This window comes from Streptomyces sp. NPDC048436, assembly GCF_043200355.1.
GTDB lineage: Bacteria > Actinomycetota > Actinomycetes > Streptomycetales > Streptomycetaceae > Streptomyces.
In genome coordinates this window covers 1,229,172-1,245,665 of record NZ_JBICXP010000001.1, presented here as the reverse complement: position 1 = coordinate 1,245,665, position 16,494 = coordinate 1,229,172, and the positions used below count along the sequence as shown (strand labels likewise).

17 protein-coding genes, 1 tRNA gene and 1 pseudogene are annotated in these 16,494 nt (G+C 69.8%); 11 read left to right on the top strand and 8 right to left on the bottom strand.

The window, feature by feature from the left end; translation table 11 throughout:
* The first annotated feature begins 53 nt into the window (after positions 1-53).
* From ACGFX9_RS05635 to ACGFX9_RS05595, 9 genes and pseudogenes are all read left to right on the top strand, one after another.
* Positions 54-1,409 (top strand): peptidoglycan-binding protein, encoded by a 1,356-nt coding sequence (locus ACGFX9_RS05635; protein WP_393465672.1) that lies wholly within the window; start codon positions 54-56, stop codon positions 1,407-1,409.
* A gap of 115 nt (positions 1,410-1,524) precedes the next feature.
* Positions 1,525-2,781, top strand: coding sequence for an SPFH domain-containing protein (locus ACGFX9_RS05630; RefSeq protein ID WP_393464981.1), 1,257 nt, complete (start codon positions 1,525-1,527; stop codon positions 2,779-2,781).
* Positions 2,768-3,448 carry a nucleoside/nucleotide kinase family protein gene (locus ACGFX9_RS05625; RefSeq protein WP_393464978.1) on the top strand — a complete coding sequence of 227 codons (681 nt, stop codon included), beginning with the start codon at positions 2,768-2,770 and terminating at the stop codon, positions 3,446-3,448. The genes ACGFX9_RS05630 and ACGFX9_RS05625 overlap by 14 nt, the downstream gene beginning before the upstream one ends.
* Positions 3,449-3,566: 118 nt before the next feature.
* A complete protein-coding gene (locus ACGFX9_RS05620; protein ID WP_393464975.1) occupies positions 3,567-4,169 on the top strand; it encodes a lytic polysaccharide monooxygenase in 603 nt (200 codons plus the stop codon).
* Between the two features lie 55 nt (positions 4,170-4,224).
* Positions 4,225-4,758, top strand: coding sequence for a DUF3592 domain-containing protein (locus tag ACGFX9_RS05615; protein ID WP_393464972.1), 534 nt, complete (start codon positions 4,225-4,227; stop codon positions 4,756-4,758).
* Between the two features lie 54 nt (positions 4,759-4,812).
* Positions 4,813-6,474 carry an AMP-binding protein gene (locus ACGFX9_RS05610; protein ID WP_393464969.1) on the top strand — a complete coding sequence of 554 codons (1,662 nt, stop codon included), beginning with the start codon at positions 4,813-4,815 and terminating at the stop codon, positions 6,472-6,474.
* Between the two features lie 290 nt (positions 6,475-6,764).
* Entirely contained in the window at positions 6,765-7,079 is a 315-nt protein-coding gene (locus ACGFX9_RS05605) for a hypothetical protein (protein ID WP_393464966.1), read from the top strand.
* Between the two features lie 2 nt (positions 7,080-7,081).
* Positions 7,082-7,636: pseudogene (locus tag ACGFX9_RS05600) on the top strand (LuxR C-terminal-related transcriptional regulator).
* Positions 7,637-7,705: 69 nt separating this feature from the next.
* Positions 7,706-7,987, top strand: a complete 282-nt coding sequence (locus ACGFX9_RS05595; RefSeq protein WP_393464963.1) for a hypothetical protein — start codon at positions 7,706-7,708, stop codon at positions 7,985-7,987.
* A 92-nt stretch (positions 7,988-8,079) separates the two neighbouring features.
* On the opposite strand, the gene ACGFX9_RS05590 is transcribed toward ACGFX9_RS05595, so the two are convergent.
* From ACGFX9_RS05590 to ehuB, 6 genes are all read right to left on the bottom strand, one after another.
* Positions 8,080-8,153, bottom strand: a tRNA-Lys gene (locus ACGFX9_RS05590).
* Between the two features lie 70 nt (positions 8,154-8,223).
* Positions 8,224-8,982 carry an IclR family transcriptional regulator gene (locus ACGFX9_RS05585; protein ID WP_393464960.1) on the bottom strand — a complete coding sequence of 253 codons (759 nt, stop codon included), beginning with the start codon at positions 8,980-8,982 and terminating at the stop codon, positions 8,224-8,226.
* Between the two features lie 199 nt (positions 8,983-9,181).
* Positions 9,182-9,952, bottom strand: coding sequence for an ectoine/hydroxyectoine ABC transporter ATP-binding protein EhuA (gene ehuA / locus ACGFX9_RS05580; protein WP_393465668.1), 771 nt, complete (start codon positions 9,950-9,952; stop codon positions 9,182-9,184).
* Positions 9,953-9,986: 34 nt separating this feature from the next.
* Complete coding sequence (ehuD, locus tag ACGFX9_RS05575) at positions 9,987-10,634, bottom strand: ectoine/hydroxyectoine ABC transporter permease subunit EhuD (protein WP_393464957.1); 648 nt, start codon at positions 10,632-10,634, stop codon at positions 9,987-9,989.
* Entirely contained in the window at positions 10,631-11,365 is a 735-nt protein-coding gene (gene ehuC, locus ACGFX9_RS05570; protein ID WP_393464954.1) for an ectoine/hydroxyectoine ABC transporter permease subunit EhuC, read from the bottom strand. The genes ehuD and ehuC overlap by 4 nt, the downstream gene beginning before the upstream one ends.
* Complete coding sequence (gene ehuB, locus ACGFX9_RS05565) at positions 11,362-12,285, bottom strand: ectoine/hydroxyectoine ABC transporter substrate-binding protein EhuB (protein ID WP_393464951.1); 924 nt, start codon at positions 12,283-12,285, stop codon at positions 11,362-11,364. The genes ehuC and ehuB overlap by 4 nt, the downstream gene beginning before the upstream one ends.
* A 95-nt stretch (positions 12,286-12,380) precedes the next feature.
* On the opposite strand from ehuB, the gene ACGFX9_RS05560 reads away from it, so the two are divergent.
* Entirely contained in the window at positions 12,381-12,881 is a 501-nt protein-coding gene (locus ACGFX9_RS05560; protein WP_393464949.1) for a DUF3830 family protein, read from the top strand.
* Positions 12,882-12,883: 2 nt separating this feature from the next.
* Here ACGFX9_RS05560 and ACGFX9_RS05555 read toward each other — a convergent pair whose 3' ends face one another.
* Together ACGFX9_RS05555 and ACGFX9_RS05550 are read right to left on the bottom strand one after the other, a co-directional pair.
* A complete protein-coding gene (locus tag ACGFX9_RS05555; protein WP_393464946.1) occupies positions 12,884-14,287 on the bottom strand; it encodes an amidase in 1,404 nt (467 codons plus the stop codon).
* A gap of 62 nt (positions 14,288-14,349) precedes the next feature.
* Positions 14,350-15,306, bottom strand: coding sequence for a D-2-hydroxyacid dehydrogenase (locus ACGFX9_RS05550; RefSeq protein WP_393464944.1), 957 nt, complete (start codon positions 15,304-15,306; stop codon positions 14,350-14,352).
* A 336-nt stretch (positions 15,307-15,642) separates the two neighbouring features.
* Here ACGFX9_RS05550 and ACGFX9_RS05545 point away from each other — a divergent pair, with 336 nt between their 5' ends.
* Positions 15,643-16,479, top strand: coding sequence for a decarboxylase (locus tag ACGFX9_RS05545; RefSeq protein ID WP_393464942.1), 837 nt, complete (start codon positions 15,643-15,645; stop codon positions 16,477-16,479).
* The last annotated feature ends 15 nt before the right edge of the window (positions 16,480-16,494 follow it).

Sequence of the window (16,494 nt, the reverse complement as noted above, 5' to 3'; positions counted from 1 at the left end):
CTGTGCAAATGCGACGCAGGCATTCTTTCCTGGAGTGTGAGGGGAATCGCATGGTGGGTGCTCCGGCATTCGAGGAATTCGATCCCGAGAGCGACTGCGACTGCCCCGGATGTATTCACTGGCGACGGACCAAGGCCCACGCGCTCCCCGTACGAGAGGGTGGCCACCCGGCGGCGCACGGCGCGCGGCGCGCTCTGGTGCTGGCCGCGGCGGCGGGCTCCGTGCTGGGGGGTGGGCAGGTCCTTCCGGCGGCGGCGGCTCCGGGCCCGGCGCTTCCGGGGGCCCCGGGGGCCCCGGGGGTCCCGGAGTCTCCATCGTCCCCGGCGGACGACGACCCGGACCCGGGCCCCGGCAATCCGCAGGGCGGCACGGGCGCGCTGCACGGAGAGTCGCGGAAACCGGGGACTCCGGGGCCCACGGCGGCCTCGACGGCCCTGCCGACCACGCGGGCCGCGATCATCGCCCGGGCCCAGAAGTGGGTCACGGCGAAGGTGCCGTACAGCATGAGCAAGTACTGGTCCGACGGTTACCGGCAGGACTGCTCGGGCTTTGTCTCCATGGCCTGGAACCTCGGCCGCAACGAATGGACGGGCAGCCTCGCCTCGTTCGCGGTCCGCATTACGAAGAACGAGCTCCAGCCGGGAGACATTCTCCTCTTCCACAATCCGGCGAACCCCGAGAAGGGGTCGCACGTGACGATTTTCGGCGGCTGGGCGAACACCGCCCGTACGCAATACACCGCGTACGAACAGACCCGCCCGCACGCCCGTAAACAGGCGACTCCCTATGCCTATTGGAGCAATGCGAGCCGCTATCTGGCCTACCGCTACAAGGGAGTCACGAGCGGCACCGCGGGCGGCTCGGGTCCGACCAGAGGGACGCCCTATCCCGGGCCAGGTTCGTTCGGCCCCGGTGCGAACAACAAGTACGTCACCCAGTTGGGCAAGGCGCTGGTCGCCCGGGGCGGCGGCCGCTTCTACAGGTCGGGCCCAGGCCCGCGCTGGACGGACGCGGACCGCCGGGCCACGCAGGCGTTCCAGCAGGCACAGGGCTGGACGGGCAGGGACGCGGACGGCCTGCCCGGCCCGGCGACCTGGTCCTACCTGATGACGGGCAAGGGCCGCGACATTCCCGGGGCGGGCGGCGGCGCGGGCGGTGCCCAGGGCAGGGCTCCGGCGTACCCCGGCATGGGGGTGTTCCGCCCCGGCCGGACGGACCCGGCGGTCGAGAAGCTGGGCCGCCAGCTGGTGAAGAGGGGCTTCGGCAGGTACTACGCCCAGGGCCCGGGCCCCCGCTGGGGCGAGAACGACCGCCGCAACGTCGAGGCGTTCCAGCGAGCGCAGGGCTGGCGGGGCGCGGCGGCGGACGGGTATCCGGGGCCTGAGACGTGGCGGCGGTTGTTCTCGTGAGACGCGGGCAAAAACGTGACCCGGTTACGGATGAGACCGGGGCACGAATCGAACCGGCGCACAAACGTGACCTGGTTGCGGATGAGATCGAGGCACGTATGAGGCGGAGGCAAGGATGAGTGCGACAGCGGCATCACGGTCACAGGCCCCCCAGCCGGAGGCCCCGCAGCCGAAGACCCCCGACGCGAAGTCTCCCCAGCCGCAGGGCCGGCAGCTCGACGCCGCTCCGGATCTGGTCCTTGCCCCGGACTCGACCGCCCGACGGCGGCTGATCCAGAGCGAGGCCACCACCGAGATCCCCATCCATCTGCTCTTCCGCGACGACCCCGCCGATCCCGGGTCCGGCCCCGGGATGCCGCTCGGTTCCGCCGTGGTGCGGCGCAGGCAGGGGACGGGGGAGCAGCCGCGTACCGCAAGCGCACGGCGGCCCCCCGCCCCCGTGGTGGCCAGGCCCCTGCCCGAGGTCGATCCCGCGCTCGGCGAGCGTCCTGCGCGGGTGCTGCCCGGGATGGCCGGGGTGCTCGGCGGGAGCGTGGGCGTGGCGGGGTGCACGGTCGCGCTGTGGTGGGCGGGGGTGCTGCCGGAGACGGTGGCGCAGGCGGTGCGGCTGCCCGGCTCCGAGGGGTACGACGCGTACGCCGGGCTCGGCATCGCGCAGTGGGCCTCGCTCGCGGGGTCCGGGGCGCTCGCCCTCTTCGGGTTCGGCGGTCTTGCCCGCGGTCGGGTCGGCAAGGCGTGGGTGCTCACCCTCTTCGGGCGCTACCGCGGCAGCGTCCGCCGCACGGGCCTGATGTGGGTCAACCCGTTGCTGCTGCGCAGGCGTGTCGACGTACGCCTGCGGCACTGGCGCAGTGAGCCGATGCCCGCGGTGGACCGGAGCGGGGTCGCGCTGCGGGTCGTCGTCCTCGTCGTCTGGCGGGTCAAGGACGCGGCGCGGGCGACGCTCGGGGTCGCCGACCACCAGGAGTATCTGCGCGAGTGCGCCGAGGCGGCGACCGCCCGCGTCCTGTCCCGGCTGCCCGCCGACGCCTTCCACGACGACACCCCGACCCTGCGCGACGCCGACGCCGTCGGTGACGCGCTGACCCGGATGCTCGCGGCGGACGCCGAACCGGTCGGCATCGAGGTCTTCTCGGCCCAGCCGACGCGGATCGAGTACGCCCCCGAGGTCGCCGAGACCATGCGCCTGCGCCGGGTCGCCGCGCTGGACGCGCGGCACCGCGACAGCGTGCTCACCTCGGTGGTGGACTCCGTCGAGGACACGGTGACCCGGCTGACCACCCGCGGCCTGGTCGAACTCGACGACTACGAACGCAAGGCCTTGGTCAAGGACCTGACGGTGGCGTTCTATACGGGGCATGGAGACCGATGACCACACCGCTGACCACGGCGCCCCTGCCCTCGCGACCCTCGCCCAGGACGCCTGGAACCTGACCGCCGACCGGCCCCGCACCCTCCTGGGGATCGCGGGGCCGCCCGGCGCGGGCAAGTCGACGCTCGCGCGGGCGCTGGTGGAGGCGATCGGTGAGGGCGCCGCGTATCTCCCGCTCGACGGCTTCCACCTGTCGAACGACCAGCTGGCGCGCCTCTCCCTGACCTCCCGTAAGGGCTCGGAGCCGAGCTTCGACGTCCGGGGATACGTGGCGCTGCTCCACCGGATCCTGACGGAGACCGCGGACCACGACATCTACGTACCCGATTACGACCGCACCCTCCACGAGCCGGTGGCCGCCCGCCACCGCGTCCCGCCGACCGCCCGCCTTGTGGTCACCGAGGGGAACTATCTGGCCTGCGATCTGCCCGGCTGGCGGGATGCGCGGCGGCTGATGGCGGAGTGCTGGTACGTGCAGGCACTTGGAGAGGTACGTCAACTACGCCTGATCGAGCGCCAGTTGGACGGCGGCCTCACGCCCGACGGGGCGGCCGCGTGGGTGGCGACGAACGACGGCCCCAACGGTGATCTCGTGGAGAAATCGCGCCGTCGCTGCGATCGGATCCTCTCGACTATTGGTATGGACATGTTCAACTACCGCCCATAATCTGGGCTTGGTCTAGACCGCAGCACTCGCTGCACCCAACTGCACCCACTGCATCCGCAGTGCCGCAGGCGCGCCCGCACGGTTCACGGAACCCCCACGTTTCCCCTGGAGCGGCAGCATGCGAAACAAGAAGATGTACGCGGCCATGCTCGGCGCCACCACGGTCGGGGCCCTCGCGCTCTCGTCCGGTGGCGCGAGCAGTCACGGATACACCGACCTGCCGGCCAGCCGCCAGATCAACTGTGCCAACGGCACGGTGAGCGGCTGCGGTTCCATCCAGTACGAACCCCAGAGCGTCGAGGGTCCCAAGGGCTTCCCGGCGTCCGGCCCCGCCGACGGCAAGATCTGCTCGGCGGGCAACGGCGGCTTCGACTCGCTCAACCAGCCGAAGGCGCCGGGTGGCGGAGCCTGGCCGACGACCAGCGTCAGCGCCGGTCAGAACTACACCTTCCGCTGGCAGTTCACGGCACGCCACCGCACGACGGACTTCAAGTACTACATAACCAAGCAGGGCTGGGACGAGAGCAAGCCGGTGACCCGGGCCGCGCTCGAAACCACGCCGTTCCTCAACGTCCCCTACAACGGCCAGCAGCCGCCCGCCACGCTCTCGCACTCCGGGACCATCCCCGGCGGCAGGAGCGGACACCACGTGATCGTCGCGGTGTGGACGGTCTACGACACGGCCAACGCGTTCTACGCCTGCTCGGACGTCAAGTTCTGAGCCTCGCTTGAGGCTCCTCCGCATTCCCCGCGGGTAGGTTCCGCGTACGCCGTCCATGACCAGGACGGCGTACGCGGAGCAGTACGGGAATCAACCATCGGGGGATGCAGTGGAGTTCATGTTCTACGCGGTACCGGCGTTCATCGGCGCCGTGGTGATCGCGATGGCGGTCAAGGTGATCAAGCGCTCGCTGGAGCTGCGGCAGGCGTGGTCGAGCGGTCTGACGGCGGAGGCGCGCTGCCTGCGCACCTACACCACGACGAGCAGCCACAGCGACAGCAGCCGCGTCACGACCACGCTGCACCACGTCTACGAGTTCACACCGTCCGCGTCCGCGTCTGTGTCCGCGTTTGCGGGTCGCCCCGTCCGCTTCGAGGAGGAGAACGGCCCGGCGACGACCATCGAGGGCGACATCGTCACCGTGCACTACGCGGCCGACCGCCCGGAGAGGGCGACGGCGTACGCCCCGAGCCCCGTCAAGAACGCGGCGGGCACGCTCGGCATGCTCTGCTTCCTGGGCCTCATGCTCGCCTTCTCCATCTACTTCATGGTGACGGCGAACGACATGTTCGCCTCGGACCTGCCGTAGCCCTCCACGCCTCGCTCTCCCTATCTGACGGCGCATCAATTATGGTGCGCGGCCATGAAGTCCACCGGGAGTACGGTCGCGGAACTCGTACAGGCGCGCTGGGAAGACCACCGCCCAGGACTGCACTTCGAGCAGCGGACGCTGACCCATCACCAGGTCACGGCGGGCGCCGCGGCGAGGGCGGCGCTGCTTGCCGACCTGTTGCCGAGAGGGGCTCAGCCGCACATCGGTGTGCTGCTGGACAACACCCCGGAGTACCCGCTGTGGCTGAGTGCGGCGGCGCTGGCGGGGGCGGCGGTGGCGGGCATCAATCCCACGCGCAGGGGAGCGGAACTGGCCCGCGACATCATGCACACCGACTGCCGGATCCTGATCACGGAGCAGTCGCACCTCCCGCTGCTCGACGGCCTTGAACTCCCGGGCGTACGCGTGCTGGTGACGGACACGACCGCGTACGCCGACCTGCTCGCGCCCTACGAGGACGCGCGCCCCGAGATATCACCGACGGTGACCCCGGCCAGCCGCATGCTCCTCTACTTCACGTCGGGCTCGACGGGGGCGCCCAAGGCGGCGATCTGCAGCCAGGGCAGGCTCGCGGCGGCGGGCCGTTCCCTGGTCACCCACTTCCAGGTGGGCCCGGACGACACCCACTACATCTGCATGCCCATGTTCCACGGCAACGCGGTGATCGCCGACTGGGCGCCCGCGCTGGCGGGCGGCGCGGCGGTGGCGCTGCGACGCCGCTTCTCGGCTTCGGAGTTCCTGGACGACGTACGGAATTACGGGGCCACGTACTTCACGTACGTCGGCCGGGCGGTGCAGTACTTACTGGCGACGCCCGAGCGCCCCGACGACGGGCAGAACCCGCTGCGCGTGGGCTTCGGCACGGAGGCCGGGGCGGTGGACGCGGCGCGGTTCGAGAAGCGGTTCGGGGTGCGGCTTGTGGAGGGCTACGGCTCTTCGGAGGGCGGCGCGGCGATCCAGCGGGCGCCGGGGACTCCGTCCGGGGCGATAGGGCGGGCGGCGCCGGGGGACGACTTGGCGGTGGTGGATCCGGCGACGCGCCGAACATGCCCGCCGGCGGAGTTCGCGGCGGACGGCCGCCTGCTGAACGCGGATGTGGCCATAGGGGAGTTGGTGAACAAGGGGCGGTCCCCCTTCGAGGGGTACTGGCGCAACGCGGAGGCGGATGCGGCGCGGCTCCGGGACGGGTGGTACTGGACGGGAGACCTCTTCTACCGGGACGCGGAGGGGTTCCTCTACTTCGCGGGGCGTACGGACGACCGGCTCCGCGTGGACAGCGAGAATCTGGCGGCCGCGATGATCGAGAACATCCTGGCGCGGTGGGAGGGGGCGGCGGCGGTGGCGGTGTACGCGGTGCCGGATCCGGTGGCGGGGGATCAGGTGATGGCGGCGGTGGCTCCGCGCCCCGGGACGCCCTTCGATCCCCTCGCCTTCGCCGAGTTCCTCCTCGCCCAACCGGACTTGGGTACGAAGATGGCGCCCCGCTTTGTGCGGGTGGTGCGGCGGATGCCGGTGACGGCGACGAATAAGGTGGCGCGGGCCGCCTTGCGCGGGGAGGGGTTTTGCTGCGGGGATCCTGTGTGGTGGCGGGGCCCGGGGGTGGCCGCCTACCACCGGCTCACCGCCACCGCGGAGGGTGCCCTGCGGGCCCAGTACCGGGCTCAGTCCCGCGAGGGGCTCCTACCCGGCTGAGGCCCGCGTCCGCCTCCGGCCGGTCCCTCTCCCGCCCACCCGCCCGATCACCCCGCAGCGGCCTCTGGACGAACAAGCTTTCCCGCCCACCCGCCCGATTGCCCCGCAGCACGACCGATTGCCCGCAGTCGGCAGCGCTCGCGAGGGGACGTGTCGGTATTTCCGCCCGGAGCACGGTTCGCGGCGCTCCGGTGCCGCAGTAGCCCATCGGCCACCGGACGATGGCGAGGACGGACATACCGGCGCGGCCCCGCACCCACAGACGGACAGGCGCCGCATACCGTGACCCCATGCCAGGGGAGAGCGTATGGGTGGGGTTGAGGCGGCCGACGTATCTGGGGAGTAGCGCGCCCTGGAGGGGCGTGGCGTATCTGGCAGGGGGCGTGCTGCTAGGCATCGCCGTACTCATCGGCGGTCTCGCCGCCGCCCTCGCCGTAGTACTCATCGGCCTCCCCCTGCTCGCCCTCCTCATCTTCACCGGCATCCCCATCGCCGCCCTCGAACGCCGCCGGACACTGACGGTCACCAGCCCGCCGGGCGGCCCGACCGTACTGTCCGTGGAGATCCCGTGCCGAGCCCAGCACCGAAACCGAGCCCAGCCCTGAGGATCGTCGTCGCCGAGGACAGCCTGCTGCTCCGCGAGGGCATCATCGGCCTGCTCACCCGCTTCGGCCACGAGGTGCCGGCCGCGCTCGGTGACGCGGAGGGCCTGCGCGCCGCTCTCGCGCTGCGGGCCGAGCGGCCGAAGCTGCCGGTCCTGGTGCTCAGCCAGTACGTGCAGCGTGCGTACGCAGCCGAGCTCCTCGACACCGGGGACGGCACCGGCGTGGGCTATCTGCTCAAGGACCGGGTGGGCCAGGTCGAGCAGTTCGCCGAGGCGGTGACGCGGGTGGCGGAGGGCGGCACGGTCGTCGACCCGGAGGTCGTATGACAGCTGCTGAGGCGTCGCCGCGACCCCCTCGAACAGCTCACGCCGCGCGAGCGCGAGGTGCTCGGACTGGTGGCCGAGGGCAAGTCGAACGGCGCGATCGCAGCCCAACTGGTCGTCAGCGAGGCCGCGGTGGGCAAACACATCGGCAACATCCTCGGCAAGCTGAACCTGCCACAGGGGGACGGAACGCACCGCAGGGTGCTCGCGGTGCTGGCGTATCTGCGGGCCTGAGCGACGCCGATCCTGTTGATCCTTGTACTGGCCGTCGGAGCAAGGTCCGGTCGATTACGATCGACAACCATGAGCACGTCAGACCACATACGGGCAGGCCTCACCCCACGCCAGGCCCGGCGTATACGGATCGCCGCGGCCTCGGTGCTGATGGCCGCGGCGGCCGTGGTGCTCGCCGTGCGCCTGGCGAGCCGGTCGTCCGTCCTGGTCGTGGGGGTGTACGGGCTGCTGCTCGTCCTCTGCGGTCTGGTGATCGAACTCAGCAGGCGCGGGCGGACCAGGCTCGGCAGCTATCTGCTGGCCGCCGGTCTGGTGGCGGCGCTGCTCATGGACTGGGTGGTGCTCGCCTGACCGGTGCGGAATCAGCGGACGGCGCCTCGCGGAGCCCGTAGTCCGTACATGCAAAAAGCCCCTCGCTTCCGCGAAGGGCTTCTCACTGTCTGTGCGCCGCCAGGGACTCGAACCCCGGACCCGCTGATTAAGAGTCAGCTGCTCTAACCAACTGAGCTAGCGGCGCCTGCTGACTCGAAAATAATACCTGGTCCCGAAGGGTGCTCAGGACCGCCGCCAAGGGGCGGGGGGTGCCCCTAGATCGCCAGCGAAAGCAGCACCGGCGCCGCCCCGCGATTGAGCGTGTCCGCCGCTTCCCGCAGCCGGTGCGCGTGCTCCATCGGCAGCGAGAGGGCCAGGCAGCCGACCGCGGAGCCCGCGGTGATGGGGACGGCGGCGCAGACCGTGCCGACCGCGTACTCCTGGAGGTCGAGGACGGGCACCGTCGCGGGCTGGGCGGCGAGGCGGTTGAGCAGGACGCGTTCGTTCGTGATCGTCCGCGAGGTGAGGCGGGCCATCTTGTGGCGGGAGAGGTGGTCCCTGCGGCCGTTCAGGTCGAGCTGGGTCAGCAGGCTCTTGCCGATCGCGCTGGCGTGCGCGGAGGAGCGGAAGTCCACCCACTCGTTGACCTTCGGGGTGCGGGGGCCGTCCGCGAAGTCGGTGATCTTGATTTCACCGTCCTCGTACCGGCTGATGTAGACCGCGGCGCCGATCGAGTCGCGCAGTCCGTCGAGGGTCCGCTTGAGCTTCTCCCGCAGCGCCTGGTCACGGCGGTGGGCCGAGCCGAGGCGGGTGAGGGTTTCCCCGGTGACGTACGCGCCGTCAGCGATCTGCTCGACGAAGGCCTCGCGGCGCAGCATCCGCAGCAGGGCGGCGAGCTGGGGCGCGGGCAGTTTGGTCTGCCGGGCGAGCTCGACGTCGGTCACTCCCGCGTTGTGCCGGGCGACGATTTCGAGCACTCGGAGGGCGCTCTGCACCGAGTGCTGCGGCGTGGTCGGCTCATGTTTCAGCGCCACGGCTTCCCCCTGCGTGCAACGGTTCCGGACAGCTGTGCTGTGTCCACAGTAGTGGCCAAGAGGCCGATAGGGAGCGGCTGTTGACGAGAATGGTGGCGCGCTCCGGCTCTGTCAGCAGGAACGCGCCACCCTGGCATATGCCAGCGTCAAGACCCAGTCGTGCGGCCGGCAAAGACTGACCCCACGTGGACCCGGACGATCACAGCACCGCGCTGAGGAACTCCCGGGTCCGCTCGTGCTCGGGCTCGGTGAAGATCTTCTCCGGGGTCCCGGATTCGATCACTCGGCCGGAGTCGAACATCAGGACCTGGTCCGAGATGTCACGGGCGAAGTTCATCTCGTGCGTCACACAGAGCATCGTGATGTCCGTGGTGTGCGCGATGTCCCGCAGGACGTCGAGTACGCCCGCCACCAGCTCGGGGTCGAGCGCGGACGTGACCTCGTCCAGGAGCAGCACCTGCGGGCGCATCGCCAGGGCGCGCGCGATGGCGACGCGCTGCTGCTGGCCGCCGGAGAGCTGGGTCGGGTACTTGTCGATGTGCTCGGTGAGCCCGACCAGTTCGAGCAGCTCGCGGGCGCGCTGCTCGGCCTCGTCCTTGGAGAGGCCGAGCACCTGGACCGGCGCCTCGGTGATGTTGCGCAGGACCTTCATGTTCGGGAAGAGGTTGAACTGCTGGAAGACCATCCCGATGTTCTTGCGGACCTCGCGGATGTACTTCTCGCCCGCCGGCACGAGCTTGCCGTTCTTGGTCTCGTGGGTGAGGTACTCCCCACCGACCTTGATCGTGCCCTCTTCGGGCTTCATCAGGGTCATGAGGAGGCGCAGGATCGTCGTCTTGCCGGACCCGGACGGGCCGATCAGCGTGACGTGCTTGCCCGAGGCCACCGAGAAGTCGAGCTCGTCCAGGACGACATGGTTACCGAACCTCTTGGTGACCTTGTCGAAGCGGATCAGCTCGCTGCCGTCCACCGTCGGGTTGATCGTTTCCTTCGAGATGCTGCTGTCAGCGGACAAGGCGACGCTCCAAGACTCGGAGAAGGACGGAAGCCGGGTAGGCGATGACGATGAAGGCGATGCCCACGATGCTGATGGCCTCGTAGGTGAAGGTGGCCTGGGTGAATCCCTTGGCCTCGCCCAGCATGTCCAGGGCGCCGATGGCGGCGATCTGAGGGGAGTCCTTGAGCATGGACACCACATAGTTGCCCAAGGCGGGGATCACGCGGCGGATGGCCTGCGGCAGGATGATCGCGGTCCAGGTGCGGCGCTTGGGCAGGCTGAGCGCGGTGGCCGCCTCCCACTGGCCGACGGGGACGCCGTCGATGCCCGCTCGGTACACCTCGGCGGTGTACGTCGAGTAGTGCAGACCGAGGCCGACGATGCCCGTGGTGAGCGGGGACATCGTGGGGCCGAACTCGGGAACGACCGTGAACAGGAAGAACAGCTGCACCAGCAGGGGAGTGTTCCGGATGAACTCGGTGACGGCCGTCACCGGCCAGCGGATCCACACCTGATCGGAGCGCTGTGCGATCGCCCAGAGCAGACCGAGGGAGAACGCGATCAGGGTGCCCCAGCCCAGCGCCTGGAGAGTGACGAGCACTCCGTCCCAGAACAGCGGCATGAAGTCCTCGACATGGGACCAGTCCCAGCTCACTTGGCACCCCCGGTACCGGTCACGGCGTCGATCGTCGACTTGGAGCGCAGCCCGCTGAGCAGGCCGATCTTCTCGGGCGCCTGGCCGACCCTCGACTTCGCGTGCCGCTCAAGGAGCCGCATCCCGCGGGTGAGGAGGAACGCCAGCACGAAGTACACCACCAGGAGCACCGTGTAGACCGGGGCGCTCTCGGCGGTGACGAGACGCCACAGGTTGCCCGCGAACGTCATGTCGGCCACCGCGATGAGCGAGACCAGCGAGGTGCCCTTGAGCAGCTCGATGAGCAGGTTGTTGAACGGGGGCAGCATCTCGGGCCAGGCCTGCGGGATCTCGATCTTCCGCAGCCGCTGCCCCTGGGTGAAGTTCAGTGCCACACCCGCCTCACGCTGGGCGACCGGTACGGCCGCGAGGGCACCACGCACGATCTCCGAGCCGTACGCCCCGTACGTCATCCCGAGCGCCAGCACACCGGCGGCGATCGGCACGAAGCTGAAGCCGAACAGCATCGGCACGGTGAAGGCCATCCAGAACATGAAGACCAGGGCCGACGTGCCGCGGAAGATCTCGAAGTAGGTGCCGGCGAGGAACCGTACGATCCAGTGCTTCGACGTACGCAGCACACCGATCGGGAAGGCGATCGCGAAGGCCAGTGCCGCGCTGTAGACCGTGATCTGCACGGTGATCCAGAGCCCGGGCAGGAACCACTTCCCGATGAAGTCGGCCGTCATCATGAGGAGGCCCCCTTCACGGGCGGGCACAGATCATCGAGCGTCAGGTCGGTCATTTCCGCCTTGGTGAACCCGAACTTGCCGACGATCCGCAGGAGTTCACCGCTCTTCTTCATCTTGTGAAGCTCCTTGTTGAAGGCGTCGCGCAGGTTCTTCTCCGAAAGACGGAACGCGAAGCCGCCCGCGCCATAGGCGGGTTTGCCGCCCATCTTGGGCTGGAAGGGCTTCGTCACCTCGGCCCGGTTGTTGCCCTTCACCACGTCACGCGTGGTGATGGCGGTGCCGGCGAAGACGTCCACACGGCCCTGGACCACGGCGTCGAGCCCTGCCACCGGGTCCGGGAGGATGAGGATGTCCTTGATTCCCGCGTCCTTCGCGTAGTCGATCTCGGCGTACGCGGTGCCGCTGGCCATCTTGAGCTTCTTCTCGACGACGTCCTCGTACCGCGTGATGTTGTGCGGATTGCCCTTCTTCACGATGAAGGCGTCGAGCATCAGGTAGTCGGGATCGGAGAACAACACGCGCTCGCAGCGGCCCGGGTTGATGTACATCCCGGCGGACACGACGTCGAACTGCTGCGCCTGGGTCAGTCCCGGGATCAGTGCGCCGAACTCGGTGGGGACGGCCGAGACGTTCGGCACGCCGAGGCGCGGAAAGATCACCTTGGCGATCTCCGGCGCCTCACCGGTGACCTCCCCCTGCTTGTCGATGTAGCCGAACGGGAGCTCGCCCGCCACGCCGATCCTCACGGTCCCCGCGTCGCGGAGCCGACTGAGCAGGTCCCCGCCCTCAACCTTCCCTTCCTCCGGGACCTTGGTGCACCCCGCGGCACCGATCGCCCCGAACGCCGCTGCCCCCGCGAGCAGGGAGCGCCGGCGCAGTCTGCCTGTGAATCCCTCGTTGTTCTCATGTGGTGGAGCCATGGGCGCGCGACTACCCGAGTCCGCACAAGATATGCGGATGTATTTCAGCCCGTGATGGGAGTGAGATGCTCCGGGTTGTGGGGCAGTCATGGGGCATGAGCGATCGCCACATTGAACTCTCCCTCGACAAGCGGGGCGTGCGCTGCACCGCCAAACTGCTCGACGACCGCGCCCCGATCACCTGCGAAGCGGTGTGGAACGCACTGCCACTGAGCGAAGACGTCTATCACGCGAAGTACGCCCGCAATGAGATCTACGCCCTCTTTCCGGCTTTCGCGGACCGCGAGCCGCCCCTGGAGAATCCGACAGTCACCCCCATCCCCGGCGACCTCTGCTATTTCTCCTTCAACGGGACACAGTTGGGCACTCAGGCGTACGGGTACGAACCGGGCGCCGACGTCAAGGCGGGCGCCACGGTCGTGGACCTCGCCCTCTTCTACGAACGCAACAACCTGCTGCTCAACGGCGACGTCGGCTGGGTTCCCGGCATCGTCTGGGGGCAGGTCGTCGAAGGCCTCGACCAGATGGCCGAGGCCTGCAACGACCTGTGGCGCGCGGGCGCGCAGGGCGAGACGCTGAGTTTCCGCCGAGCTTAGGTTCAGGCCGCCGTGGGCGGCGCGATGCGCGCGCTGCCCGCGGTGTACAGGGCGTGCGCGGCCCGCAGGACCAACGCGTCGGCGTGCCGCGCCGCCACGATCTGCACTCCGATCGGGAGCCCGTCCCGGTCCACCCCGCACGGCACCGTCGCCGCGGGCTGCTGCGTCATGTTGAACGGGTAGGTGAAAGGGGTCCATCCCGTCCACCGTCGATGGCCGGAACCTTTCGGTACCTCCACCCCGGCCTCGAACGCGGTGATCGGAAGCGTCGGAGTGACCAGGAGGTCGTACGTCTGATGGAAGCGGCCCATGCGACGGCCGAGCTCCATGCGTACGTCAACTGCCGCGAGGTAGTCGAGCGCACTGGCCCGGGCGCCCTGCGCACAGATCTCCCGGAGCCCCGGGTCGAGCAACTCCCGCTGCCCGAGCGCCAGATGCTGGATCACCCGCGCCGCACCGCTGAACCACAGCGTGTGGAACGCCTCCACCGGATCCGTGAAGTCCGGGTCGGTCTCCTCGACATACGCACCCTGCGCGGCGAGGGACTCCACCGCACGGCGCACCGCGGCGGCGACCGCGGGCCGCACCGCGACCTGGCCGCCGAGCGTGGGTGAGTAGGCGATGCGCAGACCGCGTACGCCGCCGTCGATGCCCGCGCGGAAGCTGTCCGCCACCGGGCCGAGCTGCGACCAGTCGCGCCCGTCGGGCCCGCTGATGACGTCCATCACCAGGGCCGCGTCCGCCGCGTCCCGCGTCATCGGCCCGACATGCGCGAGCGTGCCGAACGCCGATGCCGGATACAGCGGCACGCGCCCGTACGTCGGCTTCAGCGCGAAGATCCCGCAGAAGGCGCCCGGGATCCGCACCGAGCCGCCGCCGTCCGTGCCGAGGGACACCGGTGCCGCACCGAGCGCCACGGCCGCCGCACTGCCGCCGCTCGATCCGCCCGCGGTGCGCGAGGGATCGTACGGATTGCGGGTGATCCCGCTCTGCGGGCTGTCCGTGACGCCCTTCCAGCCGAACTCGGGCGTCGTCGTCTTGCCGATGAACACCGCGCCGTGCTCCCGCAGCCGCGCCACCGACGGCGCGTCCTCCTCCCAAGGTCCCTCCGGACGGACGGACTTCGAGCCACGCAGCGTCGGCCCGCCGCGCTGCAGCAGGATGTCCTTGACCGTGACGGGAACCCCGTCCAGCAGACCTTGCGGCTCACCGCTGTGCCACCGCGCCGCACTCGCCTCGGCCTGGGCGACGGCCTCCTCGGAGTCGACGCGCACGAAGGCGTTCACCACGGGCTGCACCTCGGCTGCCCGGTCCAGGGCCGCGCGTGTCGCGTCGACCGGACTGAACTCGCCCTTGCGATAGCCGTCGACGAGTTGTACCGCGGTGAGATCCGTGAGCTCGGTCATGCACGCTCCTCAGGGGGCCTCAGGGGGCAGGTAAGTGGCTCGGTGAATGACCCGGCGAAGGATCAATGACCGGGTACATACCCGCGTTTCTTGTCGACCACGTTCGGCAGGGGCCGACCGGCCGCCCACTCCTCGTACAACTCGACGAACTGCGCGCCCAGTTCATCGCGCCAGCCCACCGTGTCGCCGCTCATGTGCGGGGACACGAGCAGCCCCGGAGCCGTCCACAGCGGGCTGTCCGCCGGCAGCGGCTCGTGCTCGAAGACGTCGAGCGCCGCGCCCGCGATCCACCGCTTGGCCAGGGCCGCCGCGAGGTCGTCCTCCACGACGAGCGCGCCGCGCCCGATGTTGATGAAGCGCGCCGACGGCTGCATCATGCCGAAGCGCCGCTCGTCGAACATGCCGCGCGTGTCGTCCGTGAGCGGCGCCGCGCACACCACCCAGTCGGCGCGCGCGATGAGCCGGTCGAGCTCGTCGGCCCCGTGCACGCCGTGCTGCGCGGTGCGTCCCACCAGGGCCGTGATGATCCCAAGCCCCTTGAGCATGCGGACGATGGCGTGTCCGATCGGTCCCGAACCCACGACGCACGCCCGCGTGCGCGCCACCCGCTGCGTCTCGCGATGCAGCCAGCCGCGCTCCTCCTGGAGCCGCAGCGTGCGCGGCAGATCCTTGGCCATGGCGAGGACGAGAGCCGCGACGTACTCGGCGATCGGCTGGTCGAAGACGCCACGGGCGTTGGTGACCAACGTGTCGGACGCGGCGAGCTCCGGGCACATCAGGCGGTCCACACCCGCGCTCGCGGTGTGCACCCAGCGGGGCCGCGGCCCCTCACCCGGCCAGGCCAGACGTACCGCGTCGGAGAGGAAATCCCATACGAGGAGCACATCGGCGTGGGGGAGTTGGGCCGCGAGGCCTTCCGCGTCCGCGTGCACGATCCGGGCACGGCCGGTGAGGCTGCCCAGACGGGGCGGCGGGGCGGGCGACGGGGCGTCCAGGACCAGAACGGTTGTATCGGACATCGGATCAGACGTTGATTCGGACGTTGATTCGGACATCGGGGAGAAACCGTTTCGCAATGAGAGTCCGCTTCCCTGAGAGTGTGTCGGCCAGAGCCGTCTGAGATGCGCGGATTGACCACGCTCGCACCTGAAACTACCTTCGTCAACAGAGGTGCTCTATCACAAGCACCCCACAACTGAGTACGCTCCGTACGAGGCTGTAGCACTCTCTGTTGCGCTTTCTTGGCGCCTGCCTTCTGCCCAATCCCGACGTCCCGGCGCGTCGCCGGTCCTCCGCATCTCCCGGCCCCCGGCCGGTCCCTCCAATGCACGCACGCACGAACTTGGGGCCTGCTCATGGACGTCTCTTTCCTCGGCGGACCACACCCTCAGCGCGGTGTAGGTGTCGTCGCCCCTTTCGACTTCGCCCTCGACCGGGAACTCTGGCGCTGGGTCCCGGACGAGGTCTCCCTCCATCTGACACGCACTCCGTACGTGCCCGTCGAGGTAAGCCTTGACCTGGCACGACTGGTCAGCGAGCACGAAACCCTCGCCGAGGCGGTGCGTGCGCTGAGCGCCGCCGAGCCCGAAGTCCTCGCCTATGCCTGCACGTCCGGCAGCTTCGTCGGCGGTACCGCTGGTGAGCGCGCGATGTGCGAGGCGATGACCCGAGAGGGGGCGGTCAGTTCCGTCACCACCTCCGGCGCGCTGCTCGAAGCGCTGGAGGACCTGGACGCGCGGCGCATCGCGCTCGTCACGCCCTACACCTGGTCGGTGACCCAGTCCCTGGAGGACTACCTGGCCGAGTCCGGGGTCTCCGTCACGGGCCGCGCCTATCTGGGCCTGACCAGGCACATCTGGAAGGTGCCCTACCGGGACGTGGCCGACATGGCCAGGCGGGCGGTGCTCGGCGGGGCCGACGCGCTCTTCATCAGCTGCACCAACCTCGCCACGTACGACGTCATCCCGCAGCTGGAGGCCGAGCTGCGGATTCCGGTGATTTCCGCGAACCAGGTGACGATGTGGTCCGCGCTGCGCCGTCTGGGTACGCATGCGGTAGGGCCCTACCAGGCGCTGATCAACCCGAGCGCCAGGCCGGGCGCGGGTCCGGTCACCGGGCCCGGCGATCTGCCGGGCGTGGTGCCGCTCGATCCGCCCCAGGGCCTGCCCGAAGGACCACCGACGCTGCCTTGAAACGCTGCCTTGAAG